The sequence below is a fragment of the Rhodospirillales bacterium genome, from assembly GCA_014323865.1.
Lineage (GTDB): Bacteria > Pseudomonadota > Alphaproteobacteria > SP197 > SP197 > SP197.
The window spans coordinates 88,006-114,449 of sequence record JACONG010000004.1; the positions used below are offsets into that span (position 1 = coordinate 88,006).

Sequence of the window (26,444 nt, forward strand, 5' to 3'; positions counted from 1 at the left end):
GCGCTTGCGCCGGCTATGGCGCGGGCCGGTCGAGCCCCATGAGCGAGCGGGCGAAGTCGTTGGCGTCGAAGGGCCGAAGGTCTTCGGCACCTTCGCCGACGCCAATGGCGTGGATCGGCAGGCCGAACCTGTCGGCCAGGCCGACAATGACGCCGCCGCGGGCCGAGCCGTCGAGCTTGGTCACGATCAGCCCGCTGACGTCGCACATGCCCCGGAAGGCTTCGACCTGGGCGTTGGCGTTCTGGCCCGTGGTGGCGTCGAGCACGAGGATGCGGTCGTGCGGCGCGGTTTCGTCGAGCTTGCCGAGCACACGCACGATCTTCTGCAGCTCGGCCATCAGGTCGTCCTTGTTGTGGAGCCGGCCTGCCGTGTCGATCAGCAGGATATCGGCGCCGTCCTCGCGCGCGGTCTCCAGTGCGCCATAGGCCAGGCCGGCCGCATCGCCGCCCTGCTTGCCCGCGACCACCGTGCAACCCGTGCGGCTGCCCCAGATCCGGAGCTGCTCGATCGCGGCGGCACGGAAGGTGTCGCCCGCGGCGAGCACGACCGTCTTGCCGTCGTCGACATGGTGCCTGGCGAGCTTGCCGATCGTTGTCGTCTTGCCCACACCGTTGACGCCCATGACCAGAACGACATGCGGTTTGTGCGCCGGATCGGGATTGAGCGGAACGGCGAGCGGTTCGAGGATCGTCGCGATGTGTTCGGCAAGGTCGCCGCGCACCTCCTCGTCGGTGACTTCCCTGTCGAAGCGCTTGCGCGCGAGCTCCGCCGACAAAGTCGCGGCCGTCGCGACGCCCAGGTCGGCGGCGATCAGCGCCTCTTCCAGTTCCTCGATCGCCTCGTCATCCAGCTTGCGTTTCGTGAAGATCGAGCCGATCGACTGCGTCAGGCGGTCAGACGAACGGTTGAGGCCCGCCCGCAGCCTCGAGAACCAGCCACCCTCGCTCATCGGGCCGCCTCGGCCAGCAGGGTCGTGCCGTCGCGTCCGGCGATGGTGAGACGGGCGAGCGTGCCGGCGGCAAGCCCGGTCGGTGTCGTGACCGGTGCGAAGTGTTCGCTGTGGCCGCGCCCCTCCGCTTCGACCAGGACATCGGCACCCTGTCCGATCCTGCCGTCGAGGAACGCGGCGACCGCACGGTCGCCCGCATCGCGCAGGCGTGCGGCGCGTTCCTTGCGCAGGGCCTTGTCGACCCCGGGCATCCGGGCAGCGGGCGTGCCGGGCCGTTCCGAATAGGGGAAGACGTGCAGCCACGTCAGGCCGCAGTCGGCGACATGCTGCAGGGTGTTTTCGAACATGGCGTCGGTTTCGGTCGGGAAACCGGCGATCAGGTCGGCACCGAAGACGGTTCCCGGCCTCAATGCGCGCACGGTCTCGCAGAACGCCACGGCCTCCGCGGGCCTGTGGCGCCGCTTCATGCGCTTGAGCACCATGGCATCGCCCGCCTGCAGGCTGAGATGGAGATGCGGCATCAGGCGCTCCTCCTCGGCAATGGCGCGCATCAGGGCCTCGTCGGTCTCGGCGATGTCCAGGCTGGTGACGCGCAGGCGGGGCAGTCCGGGCACCAGCTTCAGGATGCGGCGCACGAGATCGCCGAGGGTCGGGTTGCCCGGCAGGTCGTCACCCCATGAGGTGATGTCGACTCCGGTCAGTACGACCTCGCGATAGCCTGCTTCGACCAGGCCCCGGATTTCCTGCACCACCGCGCCGGCGGGCACGCTGCGGCTCGGCCCGCGGCCATGGGGGATGATGCAGAAGGTGCAGCGATGGTCGCAGCCGTTCTGGACCTGCACGAAGCTGCGCACCCGGTCCTCGAAGCCGTTCGGCATATGGGCGGCGGTCTCGCGCACCTCGGCGATGTCGTTGACGCTGATCCGCCCGGTCGCCGGTGCGCTCCAGGTCTCGGCCTGGAGCTTCTCGATGTTGCCCACCACCCGGTCGAGCTCCGGCAGAGCGGCCCAGGCTGCGGGGTCGATCTGCACCGCGCAGCCGGTCGCCACGATCGTGGCGTCGGGGTGTTCGCGGCGTGCGCGGCGGATCGCCTGGCGCGCCTGGCGTTCCGCCTCGGCGGTCACGGCACAGGTGTTGACGACGATCGTGTCATGATCGTCGGCGTCTTTCAGATGGCCGCGGATAACCCCGGTCTCATAGGCGTTGAGGCGGCAGCCGAAGGTCAGGACATCGCCCATCTCGATTCGTCCTCAATCCGCCAGATAGGGTGCCAGTGTGCCCTCGTAGGCCAGGGTGGCCGGTCCGGCCATCAGGACGTGACCGTCGTCGCGCCACTGCATGGTGAGATCGCCACCGGGCAGCGTGACGGTGACGGCGCGTTCCGTCAGGCCGCGCCTGACGCCCGCGACGGCAATGGCGCAGGCGGCCGAACCGCAGGCCAGCGTCGCGCCGGCGCTGCGTTCCCAGACCCGGGCCCGGACGCGGGTCGGGCTTTCGACCGTGCAGAAGCTGATGTTGGCGCGTTCGGGCAGCATCGCGCTGTGCTCCAGCGCAGCGCCGGTGACCGCAAGATCGACCGCGTCGCAATCGTCGACGAAAAGCACCGCATGGGGATTGCCCATGTTGACGCAGACGGCGGGTTCCGGCGCTTCGGGACCCAGATCGACATGAAGCGTGTCGTTCTCGGTCGCCAGCGGGATCTCGCGCCAGCCGAGCCTGGCCTTGCCCATGTCGACATCCACCATGCCGGTGCCGTTCATCTGGCTCGGCAGCACACCCGCCACGGTCTCGACGTCGATGGCGTTGCGCCCGGTCTCGTCCATGACCAGACGGGCGACGCAGCGCGTGGCATTGCCGCAGGCCTCGGCCTCGCTGCCGTCCGGGTTCCAGATACGCATGAAGACGTCGCCACCGGCACTGGGCTCGATCCGGACAAGCTGATCGCAACCCACGCCCAAGCGTCGGTCCGCGATCGTGCGGATCGCGCCCGGTGTCAGCGGGATGTCACGGCTCCTGGCATCGACGATGACAAAGTCGTTGCCCAGCCCGTGCATCTTGAGAAAAGCGAGGCCGTTCATGGCGCGCTGTCCCGGATCATCACGGATTATCACGGATCATCACGAATTATATAGGCCCGCACCGTGCAGCCGTCCAACCTGTCAGAACTCGCAGATGTCGCCAATCTCGGCCCAACGCCGTAACGCGGCATCGTGTCGGTTGCCCCATCCGGACGACCGTGGTCTTGTCCGTGTCCCCACGAAGGGCCCCGTCATGACCACGCTCAACCGTCTTCCCATTCTGGAACGCCGCCGCATTCAGGCCGAGGTGATCAAGCCGATCTATGAGTCGCTCAAGACGGAGGTCGGTGAGGAGACCGCCAAGCGCATCATCGGCAAGGCGATCATCGAAGCGGCGATCGACGAGGGGAAACGTTTTGCCGCCGACCACGGCAGTTCCGGTGGGATCGACGGTTTCGCCTCGTTCCAGCATCTGTGGGACGCCGACGGTGCGCTTGAGAGCGAGGTGACAAAACACACCGAAGACGAGTACGTCTACAAGGTGACGCGCTGCCGCTACGCCGAGATGTATCACGCGATGGGCGTGGGCGAGATCGGCTTCCAGCTTTCGTGCAACCGGGATGCGACCTTCGTGGAGGGCTACGACCCCCGCATCAAGCTGACACGCACGCAGACGATCATGCAGGGGGCCGACTACTGCGACTTTCATTACCGGATGACGGGAGAGGACTCGTGAGTTTGAGACGTGTGGCTTGTCCGGGTGCGTCGCTGCTGCCGGGTGCCTGCAGCACTGGCGATGCGCCGGGCCGTGGGATCCGGCGGCCTCGGCAGCCGCATCCTGTCGGTCTGCGGTGAGGGCGGTGCGTCGGTTTCTTTCACGATGCGTAGGTCGCGCGGAAGGGATGGCGCGCACCTTGACCTGTATCAGGCAGCGCGATAGGGCAAAACGTCATGGAGGCACCATATCGTGAACTCCTCGACGCCAGGCTGCGCTCCGGACATACCGCCTCATGTTCGATAATCTCTCCGACCGCCTCGAGGGCATCTTCGACAGGCTCAAGCGCAAGGGTGCGCTGAAGGACGAGGACGTCAGCGCCGCCCTGCGCGAGGTTCGCGTCGCACTGCTCGAAGCCGATGTCGCGCTGCCGGTGGTGAAGGACTTCGTCAACGCGGTCAGGGAACGCGCGATCGGCCAGGCGTTGATGCGCGGCGTCAATCCCGGCCAGCAGGTGGTCAAGATCGTTCACGATCACCTGGTCGAGACGCTGGGTGCGGAGGCCACTGCGCTCAATCTCCAGGGCAACCCGCCGATTGCGATCATGATGGTCGGTCTGCAGGGCTCTGGCAAGACGACCTCGACGGCCAAGATCGGCCGCTGGCTGCAGGGCCAGGCGGGTGGCAAGAAGGTCCTGATGGCCTCGCTCGATGTGCGCCGCCCGGCCGCTCAGAAGCAGCTGGCGGTGCTGGGCGAGCAGACCAACGTCCCGGTGCTCGACGTGATCATGGGCGAACTGCCCGTGCAGATCGCGCGTCGCGCGATGGACCGGGCGCGCAAGACCGGAGTCGATGTGGTCCTGCTCGACACGGCCGGCCGGCTCGCGATCGATGAAGAGCTCATGGCCGAAGTGGCCGAGGTCGGCAAGGCGGCGCAACCGCAGGAGACCCTGCTCGTCACCGACGCGATGACCGGCCAGGACGCGGTCAACGTCGCCAGCGCTTTCAAGGAGAAGGTCGGCGTCACCGGCATCGTCATGACCCGGGTCGACGGTGACGCGCGCGGCGGTGCCGCGCTTTCGATGCGCGCGGTCACCGGCTGCCCGATCAAGCTGCTGGGCACGGGCGAGAAGCTCGACGCGCTCGAGGCCTTCCACCCCGACCGCATCGCGGGCCGCATCCTGGGTATGGGCGATGTCGTCAGTCTGGTCGAAAAGGCCGCCGAGACGATCGAGCAGGAGGATGCCGAGCGCTTCCAGCGGAAGTTCGCCAGGGGCCAGAAGTTCGACCTCGACGATATGTGGGCCCAGCTCAAGCAGCTCAGAAAGATGGGCGGCATGGGCGGTTTGCTGGGTCTGCTGCCCGGCGTCGGCAAGGCCAGGAAGCAGATGGCGGCCGCCAGGGTCGACGACAGCATGCTCAAGCGGCAGGAAGCGATCCTGTCGTCGATGACGCCCAGGGAACGCGCCGACCCCCGCATCGTCCACGCCAGCCGCAAGAAGCGTATTGCCGCCGGCTCCGGCACCCAGGTGCAGGAGATCAACAAGCTCCTGAAGCAGTTCCAGGAGATGAACGGGATGATGAAAAAGGTCCGCAAGATGGGCAAGAAGGGCCAGCTCCCGCCCGGCATGGAGATGCCCGGCATGGGCGGTCCCGGTGCCGGCGACATGCCCAGCGAAGCCGATCTTCGGAAAATGGCCCAGGGTCTGAAACTGCCGCCCGGCATGAAGTTCTAGGGGCTGCCGCTTTCCCGTTGTGTCATCCCGGACACCGCCCGAGGGGCCGCCGATGCGGAATACCGGCTCTCGTTACACACGTCCGGCAAGGCGAGGCGTCATGAGCGCCGTCACGATGACCGTTCTCATCGCCCATCCCCGTCGCCGTCGAGCACGACGAATTCTTCCCGGCCCGCATGGTGATGCCGCTTGGCACTGCCGCCCGGCCCGGGCTCGGCCCGGATCGGATGCCACATCAGGTCGGTGTTCTCGCCCTCGATGGCGGGACAGGGCTGCCAGTCGCATGTCTTCCGGTTGACGACGATACGGCCGTCGACATTCCACTCAGGCGTCATGACGCCTTGCTCCGGTTCTCGGCCATCAGGCAGGCCATTTCGAACATCAGGTTGGCAACGTTCACAAAGGTGATGCCGATCGGGTCGTGCGGCGGCGAGACCTCGCAGATGTCGCCGCCCACGGCGTTGATGCCGCGGAAACTGCGCAGGATCACCTGCATGTCGCGCATGGCGATCCCGCCGGGCTCGGGCACACCGGTGCCCGGGCAGTCGCGCGGGTCGAGCCCGTCGATGTCGATCGTGAGATAGCAGGGCTGGTCGCCGATCACCTCGAGCGCCAGTTTGATGAACGCCTCGCGCCCCATCGTTTCGTATTCGTCCATCGGCACCATGGTGATGCCGACTTCGTTGCCGTAGCCGATGTCGTCGTCGCCGTAGCGGGTGCCTCTGAGACCCACCTGGATCGTACGCCTGGGATCGATCAGACCTTCCTCGACGGCGCGGCGCACGAAGGTGGCGTGGTTGATCTTCGTGCCCATGAAGTCGTCGAAGGTGTCGGCGTGGGCATCGACATGAAAGAGACCGAGCGGGCGGTCCCTGGCAATGGCACGCAGGATCGGCAGTGGCACGGTGTGGTCGCCACCGACCGACAGCGGCCATGCGCCCGCCGCATGGACCTCTTCATAGAAGCCCTGGATCATGTCGCAGCTTTCCTCGACCTTCATCGGGTGGCTCGGTGCGTCCCCGACATCGGCGATGTTGCAGAGCCGGAAGGGTGCCACCTTGGTGGCCGGGTTCACCGCGCGAATCAGGCGGCTCGCCTCGCGGGTCACAGCCGGCCCGTGGCGTGCGCCCGGGCGGTAGGTCGCGCCGAGATCGAAAGGCACGCCGGCAAGTGCGATGTCGATATCGGGGCCGATCGGATGGCGCCGGGAGCGCATGAACGTGGCCGGTTCCTGGTAGCGCGGCGTAACGCCCGAATCGAACGGCTTGAAATCACCCGGACCCGACATGCAGTTCTCTCCCTTGTCGTCGCGATTGCACGTGTCTGGTAGCCTGGCAGTCGGTGGCTGGCAACGCCCGGAACCCCGTTGATTCCGGGCTTGCCAAACGGCTTTGCGGGCACTATGGAGCGTGCCCCATATCCCAAGGTTTCAAGACGCGCTGCCGTCGGCGGCGACCGCCCCCGAAAAATTCAGACGGGACGGTGCCGAAGCAGGCACGTGACACGAAGGACTGACTGTCGATGTCGTTGAAGATTCGCCTGTCTCGTGGCGGGGCCAAGAAACGCCCCATGTACCGCATCGTCGTCGCCGATTCGCGTTCCGCGCGTGACGGCCGCTTTATCGAGCGCATCGGCCTCTACCAGCCTCTGCTGCCGGCCGATCATCCCGAGCGTCTCACCATGGATCTGAATCGGGCGAAGCACTGGCTCAGCCAGGGCGCGACGCCTACCGACAGGGTGGCCATTTTCCTGGCCAATGCCGAGATCATTCCGATGCCCGAGCGCACCAGGGGTTCGGGCAAGCAGAAGGCTCGCGAGGCCGAAGCGGCCGCGAAGGCCGCCGAGGAAGCTGCTGAAGCTGCCGAGGCGGAGGCTGCGGCCGCTGCTGAGGCCGCCGAGGCCGAAGGCGATGCCGCTGTGGAAGGCGGTGAGGGCGATGCCGAGGAGAACGCCTCCTGAGGCGTCGACGGCGGACCCGAAGGACTGGATCTGCCTTGCCATAGTCGGGGCACCCAAGGGCGTCCGTGGTGCCATGCACCTGACCTGCTTCAACGAGAACCCGGCCGAGATTGCGTCGTTCAACCCGCTCCATGCCGGCCCGAACGGCAGACCCCTTGATGTGTGCGTGATCGCAACGCCGAAACCGGGCCAGGTCGTCGTCAGGATCGACGGCACGGCCGACCGTGATGCGGCAGCGGCCATGAACGGCACCAGGCTCTACGTTCCGCGCAGCAGGATGCCGGACACCGCTGAAGACGAGTTCTACCACCACGACCTGATTGGCCTCCGGGTCGATCACGCCGACGGCCGCGAACTGGGAACGGTGAAGGCTCTCTTCGACCATGGGGCAGGCGACGTGATCGAGATCCTGGATACGGCAAGGCGCGATTCGTTTCTGATGCCGTTCACCCGCGAGAACGTGCCGGTGGTCGACCTTGATGGCGGACGAATCGTGATCGATCCACCCGCGGGGGTGCTCGACGATGCCTGAATCGGCAGCGAATCCGTGGTCCGTGACGGTGCTGACGCTGTTTCCGGAGATGTTTCCGGGACCGCTGGGCGCATCGCTGCCGGGAAAAGCGCTGGAATCGGGTCTGTGGGCGCTGGAAACGGTGGACATTCGGGATTTTGCCGGTAATAAGCACCGCACCGTTGATGACGCTCCCTTCGGCGGCGGGCCCGGCATGGTTATGCGGCCCGACGTTCTGGCCAGGGCCATTGATGCCACGGCCACCGGAGGTGAGGACGAAGCGCTGATCCATCTCTCGCCACGCGGCGCCCCGCTGAACCAGGCGCGCGTGCGTGATCTTTGTGCGCTACGCCGTCTGGTGCTTGTGTGCGGCCGCTTCGAGGGCGTGGACGAGCGTGTGATCCAGGCGCGGGGGCTCGAAGAAGTCTCGATCGGCGACTATATCCTCTCGGGCGGCGAACCGGCGGCGGTCGTGCTCATCGACGCCTGCGTCCGGCTCTTGCCGGGGGTTGTCGGTGCGCCCGACGGATTGGCGGACGAGAGTTTCGAGACCGGTCTGCTCGAGTATCCGCACTACACGCGGCCCAATCCCTGGGACGGGCGCGAGGTGCCGGATGTGCTTCTGTCGGGACACCACGAGCGGGTGCGGCAATGGCGGCACGAGCAGGCCGAACGGATAACCCGGAAGCGCAGGCCCGATCTCTGGCGGCGCTACCGACGTGCAAGGACGGTGGACGACGAGTAACGGCTGCATGCCGGCGGAGGACGCAACGATGAACATTCTCGAGAAGATCGAGCAGCAGCAGATCGAACAGCTCACGGCTGAGAAGACCATTCCGGACTTCGGCCCCGGCGACACGGTGCGTGTCGCGGTGCGCGTGGTGGAAGGCACCCGCGAGCGTATTCAGAACTACGAGGGCGTGTGCATCGCGCGGAAGAACCGGGGTCTGAACTCCTCGTTCACCGTGCGCAAGCTCTCCTATGGCGAAGGTGTCGAGCAGGTCTTTCCGCTCTATTCGTTGCGCATTGCCGAGATCAAGGTCGTGCGCCGCGGCGACGTGCGTCGGGCCAAGCTCTATTACCTGCGTGGCCGGACCGGCAAGGCGGCCCGTATCGCCGAGAAGCGCGACGACCGCGGCCGCAAGGCTGAAGCCTGAGCTCCTTTGCGGGACCGTGTGCCCCCCACCGGGGGCGGTGAGGACGCCAGTCCCGTTCGCGGTCCGGGACCCGGATGGGAACTGACATGACCACGCCCAAGACGCTCTACGACAAGATCTGGGAGAGCCATGTCGTCGCCGACAACGGCGACGGCACCGTGCTGCTCTACATCGACCGCCATCTCGTGCATGAGGTGACGAGCCCGCAGGCCTTCGATGGCCTGCGCACGGCCGGGCGCTCTGTGCGGCGTCCTGGCGCGACGCTGGCCGTCGCTGACCACAACGTGCCCACGACCGACCGCAGCAAGGGTATCGATGACGAGGAAAGTCGCATTCAGGTCGAGACCCTGACGGCGAACTGCGAGGAGTTCGGCATCGAACTCTACGACATGAACGACCCGCGCCAGGGCATCGTTCACATCGTCGGACCCGAGCAGGGCTTCACCCAGCCGGGCATGACCATCGTCTGCGGCGACAGCCACACCGCGACACACGGCGCCTTCGGCGCGCTCGCGTTCGGTATTGGCACGTCCGAGGTCGAGCACGTGCTCGCCACGCAGACGCTGGTTCAGCATCGCTCGAAGAACATGCGTGTCACCGTCGACGGTGGCCTGCCGCTCGGCGTCACCGCCAAGGACGTGGTGCTCGCGATCATCGGGACTATCGGCACGGCCGGCGGCACGGGCCATGTCATCGAGTTCGCCGGATCGGCCGTGCGCGGCCTGACCATGGAAGGCCGCATGACGGTCTGCAACATGGCGATCGAAGGCGGTGCCCGCGCCGGCCTGATCGCGCCCGACGAGACCACGATCGCCTATCTGAACGACCGGCCGATGGCGCCTCGGGGCGACGACTGGGACAAGGCGGTCGCATGGTGGCGTTCGTTGCCGTCCGACCCCGGTGCCACCTACGACCGCGAGGTCGAATTGCTGGCCTCCGACATCGAGCCGCAGGTGACCTGGGGCACCAGCCCGGAAAACGTGCTGCCGATCTCGGGATCCGTACCCGATCCCGCAAACGCGCGCGACAAGGACCATCGTGCGGCGATTGAACGTTCGATGGCCTACATGGGCCTGGAGCCCGGCACGCGGCTGACCGACATCCCGATCGACCGCGTCTTCATCGGCTCCTGCACCAATGGACGCATTGAGGACCTGCGGGCCGTGGCGCAGGTGGCCGAGGGCCGCAAGGTGGCCGACGGCCTCCATGCCATGGTGGTTCCCGGTTCCGGCCTCGTGAAGAAGCAGGCTGAGGAGGAAGGCATCGACCGCATCCTGATCGAGGCCGGCTTCGACTGGCGCGAGCCCGGCTGTTCCATGTGTCTCGCCATGAACGCCGACAAGCTCAGCCCCGGCGAGCGCTGCGCCTCGACCTCGAACCGCAACTTCGAAGGCCGTCAGGGTCGTGGCGGCAGAACCCATCTGGTGAGCCCGGCCATGGCCGCGGCCGCCGCGATCAGGGGTACGCTGACCGACGTGCGCCAGATGGCCGACTAAGAGGAGGCTGCGATGAAAAAGTTCACCCGCCTCGACGGCATTGCCGCGCCGCTGCCGATGATCAACGTCGACACCGACATGATCATCCCGAAGCAGTATCTGAAGACGATCAAGCGCACCGGCCTCGGCACGCATCTGTTCGATGAGATGCGCTACAACGACGACGGCAGCGAAAAGCCGGACTTTGTGCTGAACCGCGAGCCCTATCGCTCGGCCGAAATCCTGATTACCGAAGACAACTTCGGCTGCGGCTCGAGCCGCGAGCACGCGCCCTGGGCCCTGGCCGATTTTGGTATCCGCTGCATCATTGCGCCGAGCTATGCCGACATTTTCTTCAACAACTGCGTCAACAACGGGATCCTGGCAATCGAGCTGCCGAACGCCCTGGTGCACGAGCTGCTGAAGGAAGCCGGGGAGAGCGGCCCCAACGCACGCTTCTCTGTCGATCTTCATGCCCAGACCATCACGCGTACCGACGGTTCGACCAGCGCCTTCGACATCGAGCCCGAGCGCAAGCATCGCCTGCTGGAGGGGCTCGACCCCATCGGCTTGAGCCTGCAGAAGGAGGCGGACATCTCCGCCTATGAAGCGAAGACGGGCGAGGATCGTCCGTGGCTCTGAGTCGTCGGCATATCAAGGGCTGGCGGCACTACCAGAAGCACGGGAAGCGCAACCGAAGCGGAAACGCGGGGACTGCGATGAACGCCAACAAGAAGCTCCTCATGTTGCCTGGCGACGGGATCGGTCCCGAGGTCACGGCAGTCGTCGGTCGCGTGATCGCGTGGTTCGGCAAGCGCCGTGAGCTCAGTTTCGACGTCGAGGAGGGCCTGATCGGTGGCGCGAGCTACGACGTGCACGGCACGCCGCTGACCGATGAGACACTGGAGCAGGCCAAGGCCGCCGATGCGGTCCTGCTGGGTGCGGTCGGTGGTCCGAGGTGGGACGACATCGATTTTTCGCTCAAGCCCGAGCGCGGCCTGCTGAGGATTCGCAAGGAGATGGGGCTCTTCGCCAATCTCCGTCCCGCGGTTGTGTTTCCGGCACTGGCCGAGGCCTCGACGCTCAAGACCGAGATCGTCTCAGGCCTCGACATCATGATCGTGCGCGAACTCACCGGCGGCATCTATTTCGGCGAGCCGCGCGGCATTGAGGACCTGGGCAACGGCGAACGCAGGGGTTTCAACACGCTGGTCTACACGACCTCGGAGATTCGCCGTGTCGGCCGTGTCGCTTTCAATCTCGCGTGCAAGCGCCAGGGGCGGCTGTGCTCGATCGACAAGGCCAACGTCATGGAATCGACCGTGCTGTGGCGCGAGGAGATGACGAGGCTGGGCGCCGAGGAGTTCCCCGACGTCGAGCTCTCGCACATGTATGTCGATAACGCGGCCATGCAGCTCGTGCGCGACCCGAAGCAGTTCGACGTCATCGTCACCACCAACATGTTCGGCGACATCCTGTCCGATTGCGCGGCCATGCTGACGGGTTCGCTCGGTATGCTGCCCTCGGCTTCGCTGGGTGCCGGGCAGGGCGGTTTGATCCCCGCTCTCTACGAGCCGGTCCACGGTTCCGCGCCCGATATCGCCGGCAAGGACCTCGCCAACCCGCTCGCCACCCTGTCGAGCTTCTCGATGATGCTGCGCTACAGCTTCGATCTTCAGGAGGATGCGGACCTGATCGACAACGCCGTCGCCAACATCCTGGCGAGCGGTCTGCGCACAGCCGACATCATGCAGGACGGCAAGGCCAGGGTCTCGACCAGCACCATGTCGGACGCGCTGATCCGCGAACTGGACAAGCAGGCCGCGTGAGCGTAGAGAACGCGCCATCATGATTCGTGCAGCCAAAATGATCACGGCACACCGCCCGGCAAAGGCCGGCGCGGATACAACCGGCTGCACGAAAACCACCACCGCCACGATCAAGGCAGGCTGACCCCGCGGCCCGTTCAGCCTGACGAACGTGTTTGAACCGAGGGGCCGCAAGGCCCTTTTTTGTTGTCCTTGTGAGAGCCGTCGGAGAGCCCATATCAGCGGTACCGACGGGTATGGAGAAGACGATGGGTTACAAGGTTGCGGTCGTCGGCGCTTCGGGCGCCGTGGGTGGCGAGATGCTGTCGATCCTTGCCGAGCGAAACTTCCCGGCCGACGAGGTCGTCGCGCTCGCGTCGTCGCGTTCGATCGGGCGCGAGGTGTCCTATGGCGATGCCACCCTCAGATGCCAGGACCTTGAGACCTACGACTTCAAGGGCACCGACATTGCGCTGTTTTCTCCCGGTGCGAAGGTTTCCGACATCCACGCCCCGCGTGCCGCGGCAGCCGATTGCATCGTGATCGACAACACATCGCGCTTCCGCTACGACGAAGACATCCCGCTCGTCGTGCCCGAGGTGAATCCGCATCACCTGGAGATGTTCGAGAACCGCTACATCATCTCGAACCCCAACTGCTCGACGATCCAGATGCTCGTTGCGCTCAAGCCCCTGCACGATCTCGCGACGATCAGGCGCGTCATCGTGGCGACCTATCAGGCCACGGGCGGGGCCGGCAAAAAGGGTATGGACGAGCTATACGAGCAGACCAAGAAGAAGTTCTGGAACGAGAGCTACGAGCCCGATGTCTTCCAGAAGGAAATCGCCTTCAACTGCATCCCCCATATCGATGTCTTCATGGACGACGGCTCGACCAGGGAGGAGTGGAAGATGGTGACGGAGACGAAGAAGATTCTCGATCCCGCCATCGCCGTGCACGCGACCTGCGTGCGTGTCCCGGTCTTCGTCGGCCATGCCGAGGCGATCAACATCGAGTTCGAGAACCCGCTCTCGGAAGACGACGCTCGCGAGCAGCTCATGGACTCCGACGGCGTCATCGTCTTCGACGAGCGCGAGGCCGGTGGCTACGTCACCCAGAAGGACTGCGCCGGCGAGGACGCCGTCTACGTCAGCCGCCTGCGTCAGGACCCGACGGTTGAGCACGGCCTCGCCCTGTGGGTCGTCTCCGACAACCTGCGCAAGGGTGCGGCGCTGAACGCCGTCCAGATCGCCGAGGAAATGGACCGCTGCCACCTCCAGGGCGCGCTCGACAGGGCGCGCTGATCAGACGATCGGTTCGATCGCGACAGGTTCGCTCGGCCGCTCGATCTCGCTCCGCGCCGCCACCAGCGCCAGTTCCGGCAGGCCGAGTTCGACTGTGCGGCGCATGACCCCGTGGGTTGCGCTGATTGCGTGCGCCAGGGCGTCGGGCAGGGGTGCGCCCTTCAGCGTCGCTGCGGTGAAGATGGCAGCGACGAGGTCGCCGGCGCCGTCGACCGGCACGTCGAGGCGGCCGACGGCGGTCTGCCAGGCACCCGTCGGATCGACGGCGACGACGGGGATGGTGTCGGGGAAGCCGGCACGGGCTTCCAGCGATGTGACGACCACCGTCTTCGGGCCCATCTCCTGCACTTCTCGGGCGGCCTGCAGTGCCTCCGGGATCGTGCCGATGGTGCGGCCTACCATGAACTCGAGCTCCATGTGGTTGGGGAAGAGGATATCGGCCTGGGGCACGATGTGATCCCTGAGATACTCCGGCACGCCGGGCTGCACGAAGAACCCGTCCTCGTTGCCCATCACGGGATCGCAGGCATAGAGCGCATCCGGGTTCGCGGCACGCAACGTATCAAGGGCATGGATTACCACCGCGCCCAGTTCAGCGCCGCCGATGAATCCTGTCAGCATGGCCTGGCAGTCGTCGAGGCCGCGTGCGGCGACGCCGTCGACCAGGTCGCGGATCCAGTCGAGGTCCAGCGCACGGCCCGTGAACTCCTTCCAGCCCAGGTGGTTGGAGAAGACGACGGTCGGAATTGCGTCGACCTCGTAGCCCAGGAGCTGGAGCGGCAGAGTCGCGGCGTTGAGCCCGACGTGGCCGCGCGCGACATGCGACTGAATGGTGAGAATGTCCATGAGCCTTCGGCCCTCCTGCGGTTGCCCGCTCCGGGGCCGCGACTATAGTACGGCCGCAAAACGACACGACAGGGGATGCTTCATGCCGCGCACGATCCGGCCACGACGCAGCGTGCTCTACATGCCGGGCTCGAACGCCCGGGCGCTGCAGAAGGCCAGGACGCTCAATGCCGACGGTCTGATCTTCGACCTTGAGGACGCCGTGGCGCCGGACGCCAAGGAACATGCGCGCCAGCAGGTCTGCCTGGCCGTGAAGGGCGGCGGCTACGGCGAACGCGAGATCGTCATCCGCGTCAACGGCATGGCGACGCCCTGGGGCCGCGACGACATCGTCCAGGCCTGCCGTTCGGGCGCCCACGCGCTTCTGCTGCCCAAGGTCGAGGGCGCGGGTTACATCCGCGAGGTGCTCTCGATCATGGACGTTGCCGGTGCACCGGAGAACATGGCCGTCTGGTGCATGATGGAAACGCCGCTCGCCATGCTCCATGCCGAGCGCATCGCCGCCGCGAGCCCGCGCATCGGTGCCCTGGTCATGGGCACGTCGGACCTCACCAAGGATCTCACCGCCCAGCACACCCGCGATCGCCTGCCGATGATCACCAGCCTGGGCATCTGCATGCTCGCCGCGCGCGCCTTCAACATCTCGATCCTGGATGGGGTCCACCTCGACCTCGGCGACATGGATGGGTTCGAGGAGATCTGCCACCAGGGCCACAACATGGGCTTCGACGGCAAGACTCTGATTCATCCCAGGCAGATCGCCGCCGCCAATGACGTGTTCGGTCCGACCGATGACGAGGTCGTACGGTCGCGCCGGATCATCGATGCGCACACCGAGGCAGCCGAGCAAGGCAAGGGCGTGGTCGTCGTTGACGGCAAGCTGATCGAGAACCTGCATGTCGCCGAAGCCAAGCGCATTCTGCAGCTGGCCGAAGCGATCGAACGTGTGCAGGCCGCAGGATGAGCGCAAAGCCTGGCAACTTCTTCGAGGACTTCGAGGTCGGCGACACGCTGACCCACGCCACACCGCGCACGGTGACCACGGGTGACGTCGCGCTCTACACGGCGCTGACCGGGTCCCGCTTCGCCCTCCACTCGGCCGACACCTTCGCCCGGGCCTGCGGCCTGCCGCAAAGCCCGATCGACGACGTCCTGGTCTTCCACATCGTCTTCGGCAAGACCGTGCCCGACGTCTCGCTCAACGCCATCGCCAACCTGGGTTATGCCGACGGCCGCTTCGGCGTGCCGGCCTATCCCGGCGATACGCTCAAGACAGTGTCGAAGGTGCTGGGCAAGCGCGAGCTTTCAAACGGCAAGGCCGGTGTCATCTGGGTTTGCTCGACCGGCACGAACCAGCGCGACGAGACCGTGCTGGAGTACGTCCGCTGGGTCATGGTCAACAAGGCGAACCCCGCCAGCGCTGCGCCGGAACCGCAGGTGCCCGACCTGCCGGAAGCCGTCGATGCCGCCACGCTCAACGTTCCCGCCAATCTCGATTGCTCCGGCTACGATCGCACCGCGGCCGGGGATGCGCGCGGCTGGGGCGACATCTCGGTCGGAGAGCGGATCGACCATGTCGACGGCATGGCGATTGAGGAAGCCGAGCACCAGATGGCGACCCGGCTCTACCAGAACACAGCCAAGGTCCATTTCGACCGGCACCGGGCGTCGGAGACCCGCTTCGGCAAACGCATCATCTACGGCGGCCATATCATCAGCCTGGCGCGCGCACTGAGCTTCAACGGGTTGGCAAACGTCTTCCGCATTGTCGGGTTGAACGGCGGGCGCCACACAGCTCCGACCTTCGCCGGCGATACGGTCTACGCCTGGTCGGAAATCCTCGAAAAGGCCGAGATTTCCGGACGGAACGACTTGGGTGCCGTCCGCATCCGCACGGTGGCGACCAGGAATCATCCCTGCGACGACCTTCCAGATACCGGTGAGGGCGGCAGGGACCACCCCGACAAGGTTCTGGACCTCGACTATTGGGGGCTGATGCCGCGGGGCTGACCTTCTGCCGAAGGTGTCGTTGACCCTGACAGGACAGACCGCCTAAATTCGGGTAGTCTGGTTGCAGTGCAGTATTGAGCCGGTCGGCGCCCGCGTCCGTATCAGGCTCTGCAAGGAGAGACGTTCATGGCCGAGACGCACGACAGGCCTTTGTCGCCCCATCTGCAGGTCTACAGGCCGCAAATCACCTCGGTTCTGTCGATCTCACACCGCGCAACGGGCATCGTCCTGTCGCTCGGTGCAGTGTTTCTTGTGCTGTGGCTGATGGCCGCGGCCGCCGGGCCCGAGTGGTACGGCATCGTGCAGGCCTGGGCGGGATCGTGGCCGGGTTATCTCTTCCTCTTCGCCTTCTCGCTTTGCCTCGTCTACCACCTGCTCAACGGCATTCGGCACCTGTTCTGGGATGCCGGGCACGGCTTCGAACTCGAGACCGTGACACGGACCGGCTGGGCGGTGATGCTGGGGACGGTCCTGCTGACAACGGTCATCTGGATATTCGGCCTGACCGCGCTCGGGGAGTTGTGAGCATGTCCAACCGCAAACTCGGCCCCTCCAAGTCGGGTACCTCACACTGGTGGCATCAGCGCCTGACCGCGATTGCACTGATCCCGCTCGTGATCTTCCTCGTCGGGCTGCTGCCCAATCTGGCCGACGCGACCCATCGCGAGTTCGTCGCACTGATGCAGATTCCCTTCACGCCGATCGCGCTCGTCCTGCTGATCATCGCCGGCATCTATCACATGAAGCTCGGGCTGCAGGTCGTTATCGAGGACTACGTCCACAACGAGCCGGTCAAGGTCGGCCTCATCATCGCCCTGACGCTGGGATCCATCTTCCTGGCCGTCGCCGGAACCGTTTCCATCATCATGCTGGCTTCCTGAGTCAAGGGACGTTTGTGCCATGAACGCCACGCCCGCCTACACCATCATCGACCACAGCTACGACGTCATCGTCGTGGGCGCGGGCGGCGCGGGTCTGCGCGCCACGCTGGGCCTGGCCGAAGCCGGTCTTCACACCGCCTGCATCACCAAGGTGTTCCCCACCCGCAGCCACACCGTGGCGGCGCAGGGCGGCATTTCGGCCGCGCTCGGCAACATGGGTGACGACGACTGGCGCTATCACATGTACGATACCGTCAAGGGTTCCGACTGGCTCGGCGACCAGGACGCGATCGAGTACATGTGCAAGGAGGCGCCGGCCGCGGTCATCGAACTGGAGCATTACGGTGTGCCGTTCTCGCGTACGCCCGAGGGCAAGATCTATCAGCGCGCCTTCGGCGGCATGACCACCGAATACGGCAAGGGCACGGCCCAGCGCACCTGTGCTGCGGCCGACCGGACGGGCCACGCCATTCTGCACACGCTCTATCAGCAATCTCTGCGCAACCAGGCACAGTTTTTCCTGGAGTACTTCGCGCTTGACCTCATCATGGACGACGAGGGTGCCTGTCGCGGTGTCATGACATGGTGCCTGGAAGACGGCACGATCCACCGCTTCAACGCGCAGACGACAATCCTGGCGACCGGCGGTTACGGGCGCTGCTACTTCTCCTGCACCTCGGCGCATACCTGCACAGGCGACGGCAACGGCATGGTTCTGCGCGCCGGTCTGCCGCTCCAGGACATGGAGTTCGTGCAGTTCCACCCCACCGGCATCTATGGTGCCGGCGTCCTGATCACCGAGGGCGTGCGCGGCGAGGGCGGTTATCTCGTCAACTCCGAAGGCGAACGTTTCATGGAACGCTACGCGCCGTCGGCCAAGGATCTCGCCAGCCGCGATGTCGTGTCGCGCTCGATGACCATGGAAATCCGGGACGGCCGCGGCGTGGGCGACGGCAAGGACCACATCTTCCTCAAGCTTGACCATCTCGATCCCGGGATCATCGGGCAGCGTCTGCCGGGCATCTCCGAGAGCGCCAGGATCTTCGCCGGCGTCGACGTCACGAAGGAGCCGATCCCGGTACTGCCGACGGTGCACTACAACATGGGTGGCATCCCGGCGAACTATCACGGCGAGGTCGTGACCCTTCGCGACGGCGATCCCGATGCGGTTGTCCCGGGCCTGATGGCGTCCGGCGAGGCGGCCTGCGTCTCGGTTCACGGTGCCAACCGCCTGGGCTCCAACTCATTGCTCGATCTCGTCGTCTTCGGGCGCGCCGCTGCGATCCGTGCGGCCAGGGTGGTCGAACCCGGTGCGGCCAAGCGCGACCTGCCGAAGGATGCGGGCGAAGCTACGCTGGCCCGGCTCGACAGGCTACGTCACGCCAGCGGCGGCACGCCGACGGCGCGTATCCGCGACGACATGCAGCGCGCGATGCAGACCGACGCGGCGGTCTTCCGTACCCAGGAGACACTGGAGGAAGGCTGCAAGAAGATGAGCGATGTCTTCGCCAGCTTCAAAGACGTCGGCGTGTCGGATCGCTCGATGATCTGGAACACCGATCTTCTGGAGACCTGGGAGCTCGAGAACCTGCTGCGCCAGGCGGTCGTCACGATCAACTGCGCCGAGAACCGCAAGGAAAGCCGCGGCGCGCACGCCCGTGAGGACTTCACCGAGCGCGACGACGAGAACTGGATGAAACACACGATCTGCTGGCTCGATGAAGACGGCAAGCATGTGATCGACTATCGCCCGGTTCACATGAACACGCTGACCAACGACGTCGAGCCGATCCCGCCCAAGGCGCGGGTCTACTGATAGGGAGACAAGCAATGCGGTGTCTGACACCTGGCGTGCTTCTGGCCGGTCTTCTGGCTCTGGTGCCGGTTCACGCCGAGGCCAACGAAGGCTGGCGCGAGTCTCACCTGACGCTGGCCGAGGCTCTCAAGGAGGGCTACCAAGTGGTAGGGGGCGCAGGCAGCTTCGATTTCTACGGAGCCGGAGGTAGCCTCAGAGTAATGGGCACCTTAACGCTGCAACTGAACCATGTGCTTCTTATGTGCTGGGCTAATCTAAAGTCCAACTGCCAACAGCTCAACACCCAGTAACGGACTGCTGATCCATGGCCGAGTTTCGACTGCCGAAGAACTCCGCGATCCGCAAAGGCAAGGCCCATCCCGTGCCTGAAGGCGCCAGGCGCCGGACCCGGTTCAAGGTCTACCGCTACGATCCCGACAGCGGCGAGAATCCGCGCCTCGATACCTTCGAGGTGGACCGCGACAAGTGCGGGCCGATGGTTCTTGACGCGCTGATCAAGATCAAGAACGAGACCGATCCCTCGCTCACCTTCCGGCGTTCCTGCCGCGAGGGCATCTGCGGCTCGTGTGCGATGAATATCGACGGCACGAACACCCTGGCCTGTACCAAGCCGATCGACGAGGTGAAGGGCGAGGTGAAGATCTATCCGCTGCCCCACATGGGCGTGGTGAAGGATCTGGTGCCTGATCTCAACAAGGCCTACGAGCAGCTCGCCTCGGTCAAGCCGTGGATGCGGAGGGACACGCCAGCGTCGCCCGACAAGGAGCGCCTGCAGAGCCCCGAGGAGCGCGAGAAGCTCGACGGGCTCTACGAGTGCATCCTGTGTTTCTGCTGCCAGACGAGCTGTCCGAGCTACTGGTGGAACTCCGATCGATACCTCGGTCCGGCCGTGCTGTTGCAGGCCTATCGCTGGCTCGCCGACAGCCGCGACGAGGCGACCAACGAGCGGCTCGACGAACTCGAGGATCCCTTCAAGCTCTACCGCTGCCACACGATCATGAACTGCGCCAAGGCCTGCCCGAAACACCTCAATCCGGCGAAGGCCATCGCCGAAACCAAGAAGATGATGGTCCAGCGCCAGGGCTGATCGGCACCGAAAACAGAAAGGGCCGGACAGGAGACACCCTGTCCGGCCCTTTTGTTTGGCGCTGTGGCCAGACCATCGGGCCGAAGATCGAGCCGGTGACGATTGCGCCGCCGATACCGATGGCCATGTATGTGGGGGACACGACTGCCGTATTCTGCGGCGATCGCGCGGCCTGTGCCGCGCGCCCTCGGTCTCGTGATCAGTGGCCATCGCCTGCGGGTGCAAAGACTTCGATGGGTGCTGGCACGCCCTTCAGCGCCTGGCTGCCGAGCGATTGCCAGGGCTGCTCGAGCAGTTCGACAAAGGCTGCGCTGCCAAGCAGCGACCGCTGCAGCACCTTGGTCAATCCTTCGATGCGCGCCACCTGGTTGGCGGCCGGGCCGATCGCTGTGAACTGCAGGCGCTGCGGCACACCGATGTTGCCGTAGGTCAGCTCACCGGCGTGGAGCGCAATGCCGCAGGATACCGGCTGATGGCCTTCGCCGGCACGGCACACATTGAGCGCGTCGAGCCGTTCAATGGCCTGGAGCGCCGAACGTTCGGCCGCCGCGGCTGCAGCGCGTCCGGTTCCCATCTGCTGGCAGGGAAAGAGCGCCAGAACGGCATCGCCGATCAGCAGCAGCACCTCTCCACCGTTGTCGATGACGGGACTCGCGGTCGCTTCGAAAACGTCGTTGAGCACCGCCATGTACTCGCCGGGCGCCATATCCTCGGCCAGGCGCGTCGAGTTGCGCATGTCGCTGTACCAGATCACCGCGCGCACGGTTTCTGTGTCGCCGCGCTGGATGTGGCCGCCGAGCACCTTGTCGCCGGGATCGTTGCCGAGATAGGCATTCAACAGGTTGCGCGAGACCTCGCCCTTGATGCGCACCTTGCAGGCGACGGCAAGGCGGGTCTTGATCCGGCGGATCGCCCGAACGTCGGCTTCGCTGAAACCGCCGGGCCGGTCGGTCAGCCACGACATCAACATGCCGTCGGCGATCTCCCGGTCGATATCGGGTCGGCTGAAGTTGACGTGGACGGCGAGATAGTCGGTCGAGCCCTGGTCGACGAAATCCTTGAGAACGGGGAAGTCGAAGAGCGCGTCGGGGCCTTCCAGCTTGCGCCGGAGGAACGGCACCTCATTGTCGAGCATGTGGAAGAACGGACTCTCGCGGAACACGCGTGTGCCCGTGGCGCCGTGCGGCATCTCGTAGGTGCCGATGCCCTTTCCGTTGTGCCAGGTCAGCCAGATCGCCTCGAACAGCGGATGCAGCGTCCGGTAGCCGACCATCGCACGGGTCAGGGGTACGCCCGCCGCCCGCATGCGTCGGCAGCAGCCTTCGACGAGCTCGGTCATCGGCGTGTCGGCCAGCGCCTGTTCCATCAGCCAGTCGGCGACCACGTCGATCAGCGCGGCATCGAGACTGGGATTTCGCAACGGTTCGGACATCACACTCATCGGCGGAATATGGGACGGCGGAGCTGACGCACCAAGCCGTCTTGTGTTCGGATTCGCGAACGCCACACCGATTACACAAATGTAGCACGGCTTTCGGCCTGGAATGTTTTTGAGGATGTTTTTGACGATTTCGTCTTCATCGTCTGTGACAAGGTGGCGGGTGAGGTCTGCCCGGGCCAGCCGATCTCGGCTCACTGGGTTATCGACGATCCTGCGTTCGTCAAAGCAGTGACGAGAGGATCCGCAAGGCCTTTCTTGATGCCTGTCTGGTGCTTGAAGCGCGCATCACGCTGTTCACGGTTCCACCGATGGGAGCGCTCGATCGCCTGACCCTGAACAGGCGTTTGGACGAGATCGGTCGGAACCACGACTCGGCCGTCTGACCGACGCCAGAATCTCCTTGCGAATCGCGGGCCGGGCTGGTTGGTTAGCCACCCGTTTCCAACCCGTGACGTGACCGGCGGCGCCGGCGCCGCAGGGGAGATTTTCGATGGCTGATAAGCTCCATCACTATATCGGCGGCCAGAAGATTGCCGGAAACTCCGAGCGTTTCGGCGATGTCACCAACCCTGCGACCGGAGAGGTGATCCGCCAGGTACCGCTCGCGAGCGTCGACGAGGTGCGCGAGGCCATCCATGTCGCTGCCAGGGCGCAGCCCGGCTGGGCCGCGGTGACCCCGCAGAACCGTGCGCGTGTGATGTTCCGCTTCAAGGCGCTGATCGAAGAGCACATGAACGAGCTGGCCGAGCTCGCCTCGATGGAGCACGGCAAGACCCTCTCGGATGCGGTGGGTTCGGTCACCCGCGGTCTCGAGGTGGTGGAGTTTGCCTGCGGCATCGCCCAGATGCTGAAGGGCGAGTTCAGCGAAAACGTCGGTACGGGCATCGACAGCTACGCCTTGCGCGCACCGCTGGGTGTGGTCGCCGGCATCACGCCGTTCAACTTCCCGGCCATGGTGCCGATGTGGATGTTCCCGATGGCGATTGCCTGCGGCAACTCCTTCATTCTCAAGCCGTCGGAGAAGGTGCCGTCCTGCTCCCTGCGTCTGGCCGAGCTGCTTGAGGAGGCCGGGGCTCATCCGGGCGTCCTGAACGTAGTCAACGGCGACAAGGAAGCGGTCGACGTTCTGCTGACCGATCCGCTCATCCAGGCGGTCAGCTTCGTGGGTTCCACGCCGATCGCCGAACACGTCTATCAGACCGGTGCGGCGAACGGTAAGCGTGTCCAGGCCCTGGGCGGCGCGAAGAACCACATGGTCATCATGCCCGACGCCGATCTCGATCAGGCGGGCGATGCGCTGATGGGCGCGGCCTTCGGCTCGGCCGGCGAGCGCTGCATGGCGGTATCCGTCGCCGTGGCAGTCGGCGACAAGGTGGGTGACGCGCTGATCGAGCGCCTGAAGCCCCGTGTCGAAAGCTTGCGGATCGGTCCCTACAATGATTCCGACGCGGACATGGGCCCGCTGGTGAGCCGCCCGCATTATGAGAAGGTGAAGGGCTATATCGATATCGGCGTCGAGGAAGGTGCCAATCTCGTGGTCGATGGCCGCGGCTTCTCGCTCCAGGGCTACGAGAACGGCAACTTCATCGGTGGCTCGATCTTCGACCGCGTCACCACCGACATGCGGATCTACCAGGAAGAGATCTTCGGCCCGGTCCTTTCGATCGTGCGCACCAACGACTATGAAGAAGCGCTCGGTATGGTGAACCACCATGAATACGGCAACGGCACCGCGATCTTCACCCGCGACGGCGATGCGGCGCGCGACTTCACGGCGCGGGCCCGCATCGGCATGGTCGGCGTCAACGTGCCGATCCCGGTGCCGGTCGCCTATCACAGCTTCGGCGGCTGGAAGCGCTCGCTCTTCGGCGACCACCACATGCACGGCCCCGAAGGTGTCCGCTTCTACACCCGGCTCAAGACCGTGACCGAGCGCTGGCCCTCGGGCATCCGCCAGGGTGCCGAGTTCGTCATGCCGGTCCTGAAGTAACAACAACGACACGGGAGGAAATCATCATGGCCCGCAACAGGATTGCCCTCATCGGCGCCGGACAGATCGGTGGAACCCTGGCCCATCTCGTCAGCCTCAAGGAGCTGGGCGATGTCGTCATCTTCGACATCGTCGAGGGCGTGCCCCAGGGCAAGGCGCTGGATCTTCTGCAGTCGAGTGCGGTCGAGGACTTCGACTCCGCGCTGTCGGGTGCCAACGACTACAGCGCCATCGCGGGTGCCGACGTCGTGATCGTCACCGCAGGCGTGCCGCGCAAGCCCGGCATGAGCCGCGACGATCTCATCGGCATCAACGCCAGGGTGATCAGCCAGGTCGGCGCGGGCATTGCCGAACACGCGCCCGACGCCTTCGTCATCTGCATCACCAACCCGCTCGACGTGATGGTCTATCATCTGCAGCGCGCCTCGGGCCTGCCGGCCAACATGGTGGTCGGCATGGCGGGCGTGCTCGACTCCTCGCGTTTCTGCACCTTCCTCGCCGAAGAGATGAACGTCTCGATCGAAGATGTCACGGCGATGGTCATGGGTGGACACGGCGACACCATGGTGCCGCTGGTGCGCTATTCCTCGGTCGGTGGCATTCCGCTGCCCGATCTCGTGAAGATGGGCTGGATGACCCAGGAGCGGCTGGATTCGATTGTCCAGCGTACGCGCGACGGCGGTGCCGAGATCGTCGGCCTGCTCAAGACCGGCTCGGCCTTCTATGCGCCGGCCTCTTCGGCCATCGCCATGGCCGAGGCCTATCTCAAGGACAAGAAGCGCGTGCTGCCCTGCGCGGCGCAGTGCACTGGCCAGTACGGCCTGAACGGGCTCTACGTCGGCGTGCCGGTGGTGATCGGCGCGGGGGGTGTCGAGCGCATCGTCGAGCTTGAGCTGAACGCCGACGAGCAGGCGATGTTGGATCACTCGGTCGATGCCGTGAAGGGTCTTGTCGCCGCGCTTGATGGTGTGCTGGCCAACGCCGAAGGCTCGGGTAGCAGCCAGGACAGCGCCCGGAAAAATTGTTGACGTGCGGTGCCGTATGGTGTTGACGTGCAACGTCGGATGCCGCAACGTGATGTCCGAATCGGGAAACCGGGCCACGGGCACATGGCTGAAGAACCAGTCCATGACTGAAGAATCCACGACTGAAGACCTGATGGGAGGAACATCGACATGAACAGACTTCTGAACCTTGCGGCAGGCATGATCCTGATCGCAGCGGCTTCCGCGTTCAGTTCGTCCGGTTCGGCGAGTGATGCGGATGATGGCGTCCCCAGCGCAGCAGCAGTAACGCTGGATGGTGCCGGAGCCCCCGTTTCCTCTTTCACCCTTAAATCCAGATTTGCTCGAAATGCATTTGCCGTAGGCAATGATAAAGTAATCTCCGAGAGGGGATTTCGCAGGCTGAACAGGGATTTGAGTTCGATCGATGCCGCTGTCGCAGCGGGCAGTCTCGAAGCCCCGGATGCTCTCCCGGATGCGAAAGGTGTCTTGCAGGGATATTACAGGATGGACGATCCTGTCGCCGAAGACCGTGATCGTGACATCGTCGGCAATCTCAGGGTCTACGCCGATTTCGGTGCAGGCAGGGTCACGACAGCTGTAAACGGTTTTCGCCGGTTTATCGTTTCCAACCCGAACAGACCTGTCGGGGGGCTTCCCATGAAAGGGGCTCTTTCGGGTCGCGGGACGATCGATGAAACGACAATCAGCAGTACCCTGGATGGTACGATCTACGTTCGTTCCCCATCAGAGGGGGGGGCGTAATGTCGCCATCCGTAAGGTCGTCATTGATGCCGATATGGCAGGCAAGGTGTACGATCACCATGGGAGATTGCTGGTACGGGGAGGCGTTACCGGAACCCATAGAGGTGGGTGGAGTGGTAATATAGAAGATGGTGAGTTCTTCGCTATCCAGACTGGAAACGGAAAGCCCGTTTCGGTCGTCAGGTTTGGCACGCCGCCACCTCCTACAATTGCACTTCGAGAGACTGGTGCTACCTCTCCTTCGGACTTCAGCCTTTTTGCAAGGGAACGCGGTAACTTTGTCGTGATTGGTGCAGCAATGGATGCCGGTCATCTTGCGGCTCCCGATGCTCTCCCGGATGGGAAAGGCACCTTGACAGGATATGTCAAGCTCGACAATGTTTACAGTTATAGCGGCTATAGCGGCATACATCGTAAGATTGCCGGCGTTGGCAGTCTCACAATCGACGCCGATTTCGGTGCAGGGACGGTCGCGACAACGGCAAGCCAATTTGTACAGGATTTTGATGGCCGGGGTTTTAGCGGGACTCTCAGAGGTCGTGGAACGATCGATCGAACGACGATCAACAGTACCCTGGATGGTACTCTTAAAGCTTTTAGTGGTATCTATAGTGATTACGATGCCGATCTGGCAGGCAAGGTGTACGATGACAATGGGACATTGTTGGTGCATGGAGCACTTACAGGAACCGTTGAGTCAAGATACTTCGCCCCTGGAAGTCGTGGAAGTGTTGTCAGTGACATTGAAGGCGGAGAGTTCTACGCCGTCAGTTCGACGAATGATGATGGCCCCAGTGCATCTGGTGCCGAATCCCCCTCCGTTTCCTCTTTCACCCTTAAATCCAGATTGCATCGAAATGCATTTGCCGTAGGCAAGGATACAGTAATCTCCGAGGGGGGATTTCGCAGGCTGAACAGGGATTTGAGTTCGATTGATGCCGCTGTCGCAGCGGGCAGTCTCGAAGCCCCGGAT

General features: G+C 64.7%; 28 protein-coding genes. 21 read left to right on the top strand and 7 right to left on the bottom strand.

Annotated elements, in window-relative coordinates:
* Positions 1–13: 13 nt before the first annotated feature.
* From ftsY to GDA49_01070, 3 genes are read right to left on the bottom strand one after another with little or no spacing between them, the layout of a single operon-like run.
* The gene (gene ftsY, locus GDA49_01060) at positions 14–949 is read right to left on the bottom strand and encodes a signal recognition particle-docking protein FtsY (protein ID MBC6439009.1); all 936 of its coding nucleotides are present in this window, start codon (positions 947–949) and stop codon (positions 14–16) included.
* Positions 946–2,187 carry a tRNA (N(6)-L-threonylcarbamoyladenosine(37)-C(2))-methylthiotransferase MtaB gene (gene mtaB / locus GDA49_01065; protein MBC6439010.1) on the bottom strand — a complete coding sequence of 414 codons (1,242 nt, stop codon included), beginning with the start codon at positions 2,185–2,187 and terminating at the stop codon, positions 946–948. The genes ftsY and mtaB overlap by 4 nt, the downstream gene beginning before the upstream one ends.
* 12 nt (positions 2,188–2,199) lie before the next feature.
* On the bottom strand, positions 2,200–3,027 hold the full coding sequence (locus GDA49_01070) for a diaminopimelate epimerase (protein MBC6439011.1): 828 nt from the start codon (positions 3,025–3,027) through the stop codon (positions 2,200–2,202).
* Between the two features lie 193 nt (positions 3,028–3,220).
* Here GDA49_01070 and GDA49_01075 point away from each other — a divergent pair, with 193 nt between their 5' ends.
* Both GDA49_01075 and ffh read left to right on the top strand, forming a co-directional pair.
* On the top strand, positions 3,221–3,703 hold the full coding sequence (locus tag GDA49_01075; GenBank protein MBC6439012.1) for an L-2-amino-thiazoline-4-carboxylic acid hydrolase: 483 nt from the start codon (positions 3,221–3,223) through the stop codon (positions 3,701–3,703).
* A 274-nt stretch (positions 3,704–3,977) separates the two neighbouring features.
* Complete coding sequence (gene ffh / locus GDA49_01080; protein ID MBC6439013.1) at positions 3,978–5,417, top strand: signal recognition particle protein; 1,440 nt, start codon at positions 3,978–3,980, stop codon at positions 5,415–5,417.
* A gap of 125 nt (positions 5,418–5,542) precedes the next feature.
* Here ffh and GDA49_01085 read toward each other — a convergent pair whose 3' ends face one another.
* Both GDA49_01085 and GDA49_01090 read right to left on the bottom strand, forming a co-directional pair.
* Positions 5,543–5,752 (bottom strand): hypothetical protein, encoded by a 210-nt coding sequence (locus GDA49_01085; GenBank protein MBC6439014.1) that lies wholly within the window; start codon positions 5,750–5,752, stop codon positions 5,543–5,545.
* The gene (locus GDA49_01090; protein ID MBC6439015.1) at positions 5,749–6,705 is read right to left on the bottom strand and encodes an agmatinase; all 957 of its coding nucleotides are present in this window, start codon (positions 6,703–6,705) and stop codon (positions 5,749–5,751) included. The genes GDA49_01085 and GDA49_01090 overlap by 4 nt, the downstream gene beginning before the upstream one ends.
* Before the next feature lie 233 nt (positions 6,706–6,938).
* Here GDA49_01090 and rpsP point away from each other — a divergent pair, with 233 nt between their 5' ends.
* The 8 genes from rpsP (at position 6,939) to GDA49_01130 (ending at position 13,631) form a co-directional block, all read left to right on the top strand.
* Entirely contained in the window at positions 6,939–7,376 is a 438-nt protein-coding gene (gene rpsP / locus GDA49_01095) for a 30S ribosomal protein S16 (GenBank protein ID MBC6439016.1), read from the top strand.
* On the top strand, positions 7,354–7,908 hold the full coding sequence (rimM, locus tag GDA49_01100) for a 16S rRNA processing protein RimM (GenBank protein MBC6439017.1): 555 nt from the start codon (positions 7,354–7,356) through the stop codon (positions 7,906–7,908). The genes rpsP and rimM overlap by 23 nt, the downstream gene beginning before the upstream one ends.
* The gene (gene trmD / locus GDA49_01105; protein ID MBC6439018.1) at positions 7,901–8,632 is read left to right on the top strand and encodes a tRNA (guanosine(37)-N1)-methyltransferase TrmD; all 732 of its coding nucleotides are present in this window, start codon (positions 7,901–7,903) and stop codon (positions 8,630–8,632) included. Before rimM ends, trmD begins: the two co-directional genes overlap by 8 nt.
* Positions 8,633–8,660: 28 nt before the next feature.
* Positions 8,661–9,044 (top strand): 50S ribosomal protein L19, encoded by a 384-nt coding sequence (rplS, locus tag GDA49_01110; GenBank protein MBC6439019.1) that lies wholly within the window; start codon positions 8,661–8,663, stop codon positions 9,042–9,044.
* 86 nt (positions 9,045–9,130) lie between these two features.
* Entirely contained in the window at positions 9,131–10,540 is a 1,410-nt protein-coding gene (gene leuC, locus GDA49_01115) for a 3-isopropylmalate dehydratase large subunit (protein MBC6439020.1), read from the top strand.
* 12 nt (positions 10,541–10,552) lie between these two features.
* On the top strand, positions 10,553–11,161 hold the full coding sequence (leuD, locus tag GDA49_01120; GenBank protein MBC6439021.1) for a 3-isopropylmalate dehydratase small subunit: 609 nt from the start codon (positions 10,553–10,555) through the stop codon (positions 11,159–11,161).
* A gap of 77 nt (positions 11,162–11,238) precedes the next feature.
* Entirely contained in the window at positions 11,239–12,348 is a 1,110-nt protein-coding gene (gene leuB / locus GDA49_01125) for a 3-isopropylmalate dehydrogenase (GenBank protein MBC6439022.1), read from the top strand.
* A 248-nt stretch (positions 12,349–12,596) separates the two neighbouring features.
* The gene (locus GDA49_01130; GenBank protein MBC6439023.1) at positions 12,597–13,631 is read left to right on the top strand and encodes an aspartate-semialdehyde dehydrogenase; all 1,035 of its coding nucleotides are present in this window, start codon (positions 12,597–12,599) and stop codon (positions 13,629–13,631) included.
* On the opposite strand, the gene pdxY is transcribed toward GDA49_01130, so the two are convergent.
* Positions 13,632–14,477 (bottom strand): pyridoxal kinase, encoded by an 846-nt coding sequence (gene pdxY / locus GDA49_01135; protein ID MBC6439024.1) that lies wholly within the window; start codon positions 14,475–14,477, stop codon positions 13,632–13,634. It lies immediately after the preceding gene.
* An 82-nt stretch (positions 14,478–14,559) separates the two neighbouring features.
* Between pdxY and GDA49_01140 the strand changes: the two genes are divergently transcribed.
* The 7 genes from GDA49_01140 (at position 14,560) to GDA49_01170 (ending at position 20,271) form a co-directional block, all read left to right on the top strand.
* The gene (locus GDA49_01140; GenBank protein MBC6439025.1) at positions 14,560–15,441 is read left to right on the top strand and encodes a CoA ester lyase; all 882 of its coding nucleotides are present in this window, start codon (positions 14,560–14,562) and stop codon (positions 15,439–15,441) included.
* Positions 15,438–16,487 carry a MaoC family dehydratase gene (locus GDA49_01145; GenBank protein MBC6439026.1) on the top strand — a complete coding sequence of 350 codons (1,050 nt, stop codon included), beginning with the start codon at positions 15,438–15,440 and terminating at the stop codon, positions 16,485–16,487. Before GDA49_01140 ends, GDA49_01145 begins: the two co-directional genes overlap by 4 nt.
* 126 nt (positions 16,488–16,613) lie before the next feature.
* On the top strand, positions 16,614–17,012 hold the full coding sequence (gene sdhC, locus GDA49_01150; GenBank protein ID MBC6439027.1) for a succinate dehydrogenase, cytochrome b556 subunit: 399 nt from the start codon (positions 16,614–16,616) through the stop codon (positions 17,010–17,012).
* Positions 17,013–17,014: 2 nt separating this feature from the next.
* Positions 17,015–17,368, top strand: a complete 354-nt coding sequence (sdhD, locus tag GDA49_01155; protein ID MBC6439028.1) for a succinate dehydrogenase, hydrophobic membrane anchor protein — start codon at positions 17,015–17,017, stop codon at positions 17,366–17,368.
* Between the two features lie 19 nt (positions 17,369–17,387).
* Positions 17,388–19,184: a succinate dehydrogenase flavoprotein subunit gene (locus tag GDA49_01160; GenBank protein ID MBC6439029.1), complete on the top strand. Its 1,797-nt coding sequence runs from the start codon at positions 17,388–17,390 to the stop codon at positions 19,182–19,184.
* Positions 19,185–19,198: 14 nt separating this feature from the next.
* Positions 19,199–19,474 carry a hypothetical protein gene (locus GDA49_01165; GenBank protein ID MBC6439030.1) on the top strand — a complete coding sequence of 92 codons (276 nt, stop codon included), beginning with the start codon at positions 19,199–19,201 and terminating at the stop codon, positions 19,472–19,474.
* Between the two features lie 14 nt (positions 19,475–19,488).
* The gene (locus tag GDA49_01170; GenBank protein MBC6439031.1) at positions 19,489–20,271 is read left to right on the top strand and encodes a succinate dehydrogenase iron-sulfur subunit; all 783 of its coding nucleotides are present in this window, start codon (positions 19,489–19,491) and stop codon (positions 20,269–20,271) included.
* Between the two features lie 199 nt (positions 20,272–20,470).
* Here the strand turns inward: GDA49_01170 and GDA49_01175 are convergent, their stop codons facing one another.
* Positions 20,471–21,703: an adenylate/guanylate cyclase domain-containing protein gene (locus GDA49_01175; protein ID MBC6439032.1), complete on the bottom strand. Its 1,233-nt coding sequence runs from the start codon at positions 21,701–21,703 to the stop codon at positions 20,471–20,473.
* A gap of 499 nt (positions 21,704–22,202) precedes the next feature.
* Between GDA49_01175 and GDA49_01180 the strand changes: the two genes are divergently transcribed.
* From GDA49_01180 to GDA49_01195, 4 genes are all read left to right on the top strand, one after another.
* Complete coding sequence (locus GDA49_01180; protein ID MBC6439033.1) at positions 22,203–23,702, top strand: CoA-acylating methylmalonate-semialdehyde dehydrogenase; 1,500 nt, start codon at positions 22,203–22,205, stop codon at positions 23,700–23,702.
* A gap of 26 nt (positions 23,703–23,728) precedes the next feature.
* Positions 23,729–24,730 carry a malate dehydrogenase gene (gene mdh / locus GDA49_01185; protein ID MBC6439034.1) on the top strand — a complete coding sequence of 334 codons (1,002 nt, stop codon included), beginning with the start codon at positions 23,729–23,731 and terminating at the stop codon, positions 24,728–24,730.
* Positions 24,731–24,877: 147 nt separating this feature from the next.
* A complete protein-coding gene (locus GDA49_01190; GenBank protein MBC6439035.1) occupies positions 24,878–25,471 on the top strand; it encodes a hypothetical protein in 594 nt (197 codons plus the stop codon).
* Between the two features lie 34 nt (positions 25,472–25,505).
* Positions 25,506–26,444: hypothetical protein (locus GDA49_01195; GenBank protein MBC6439036.1), on the top strand; the 939-nt coding region annotated here is incomplete at its 3' end.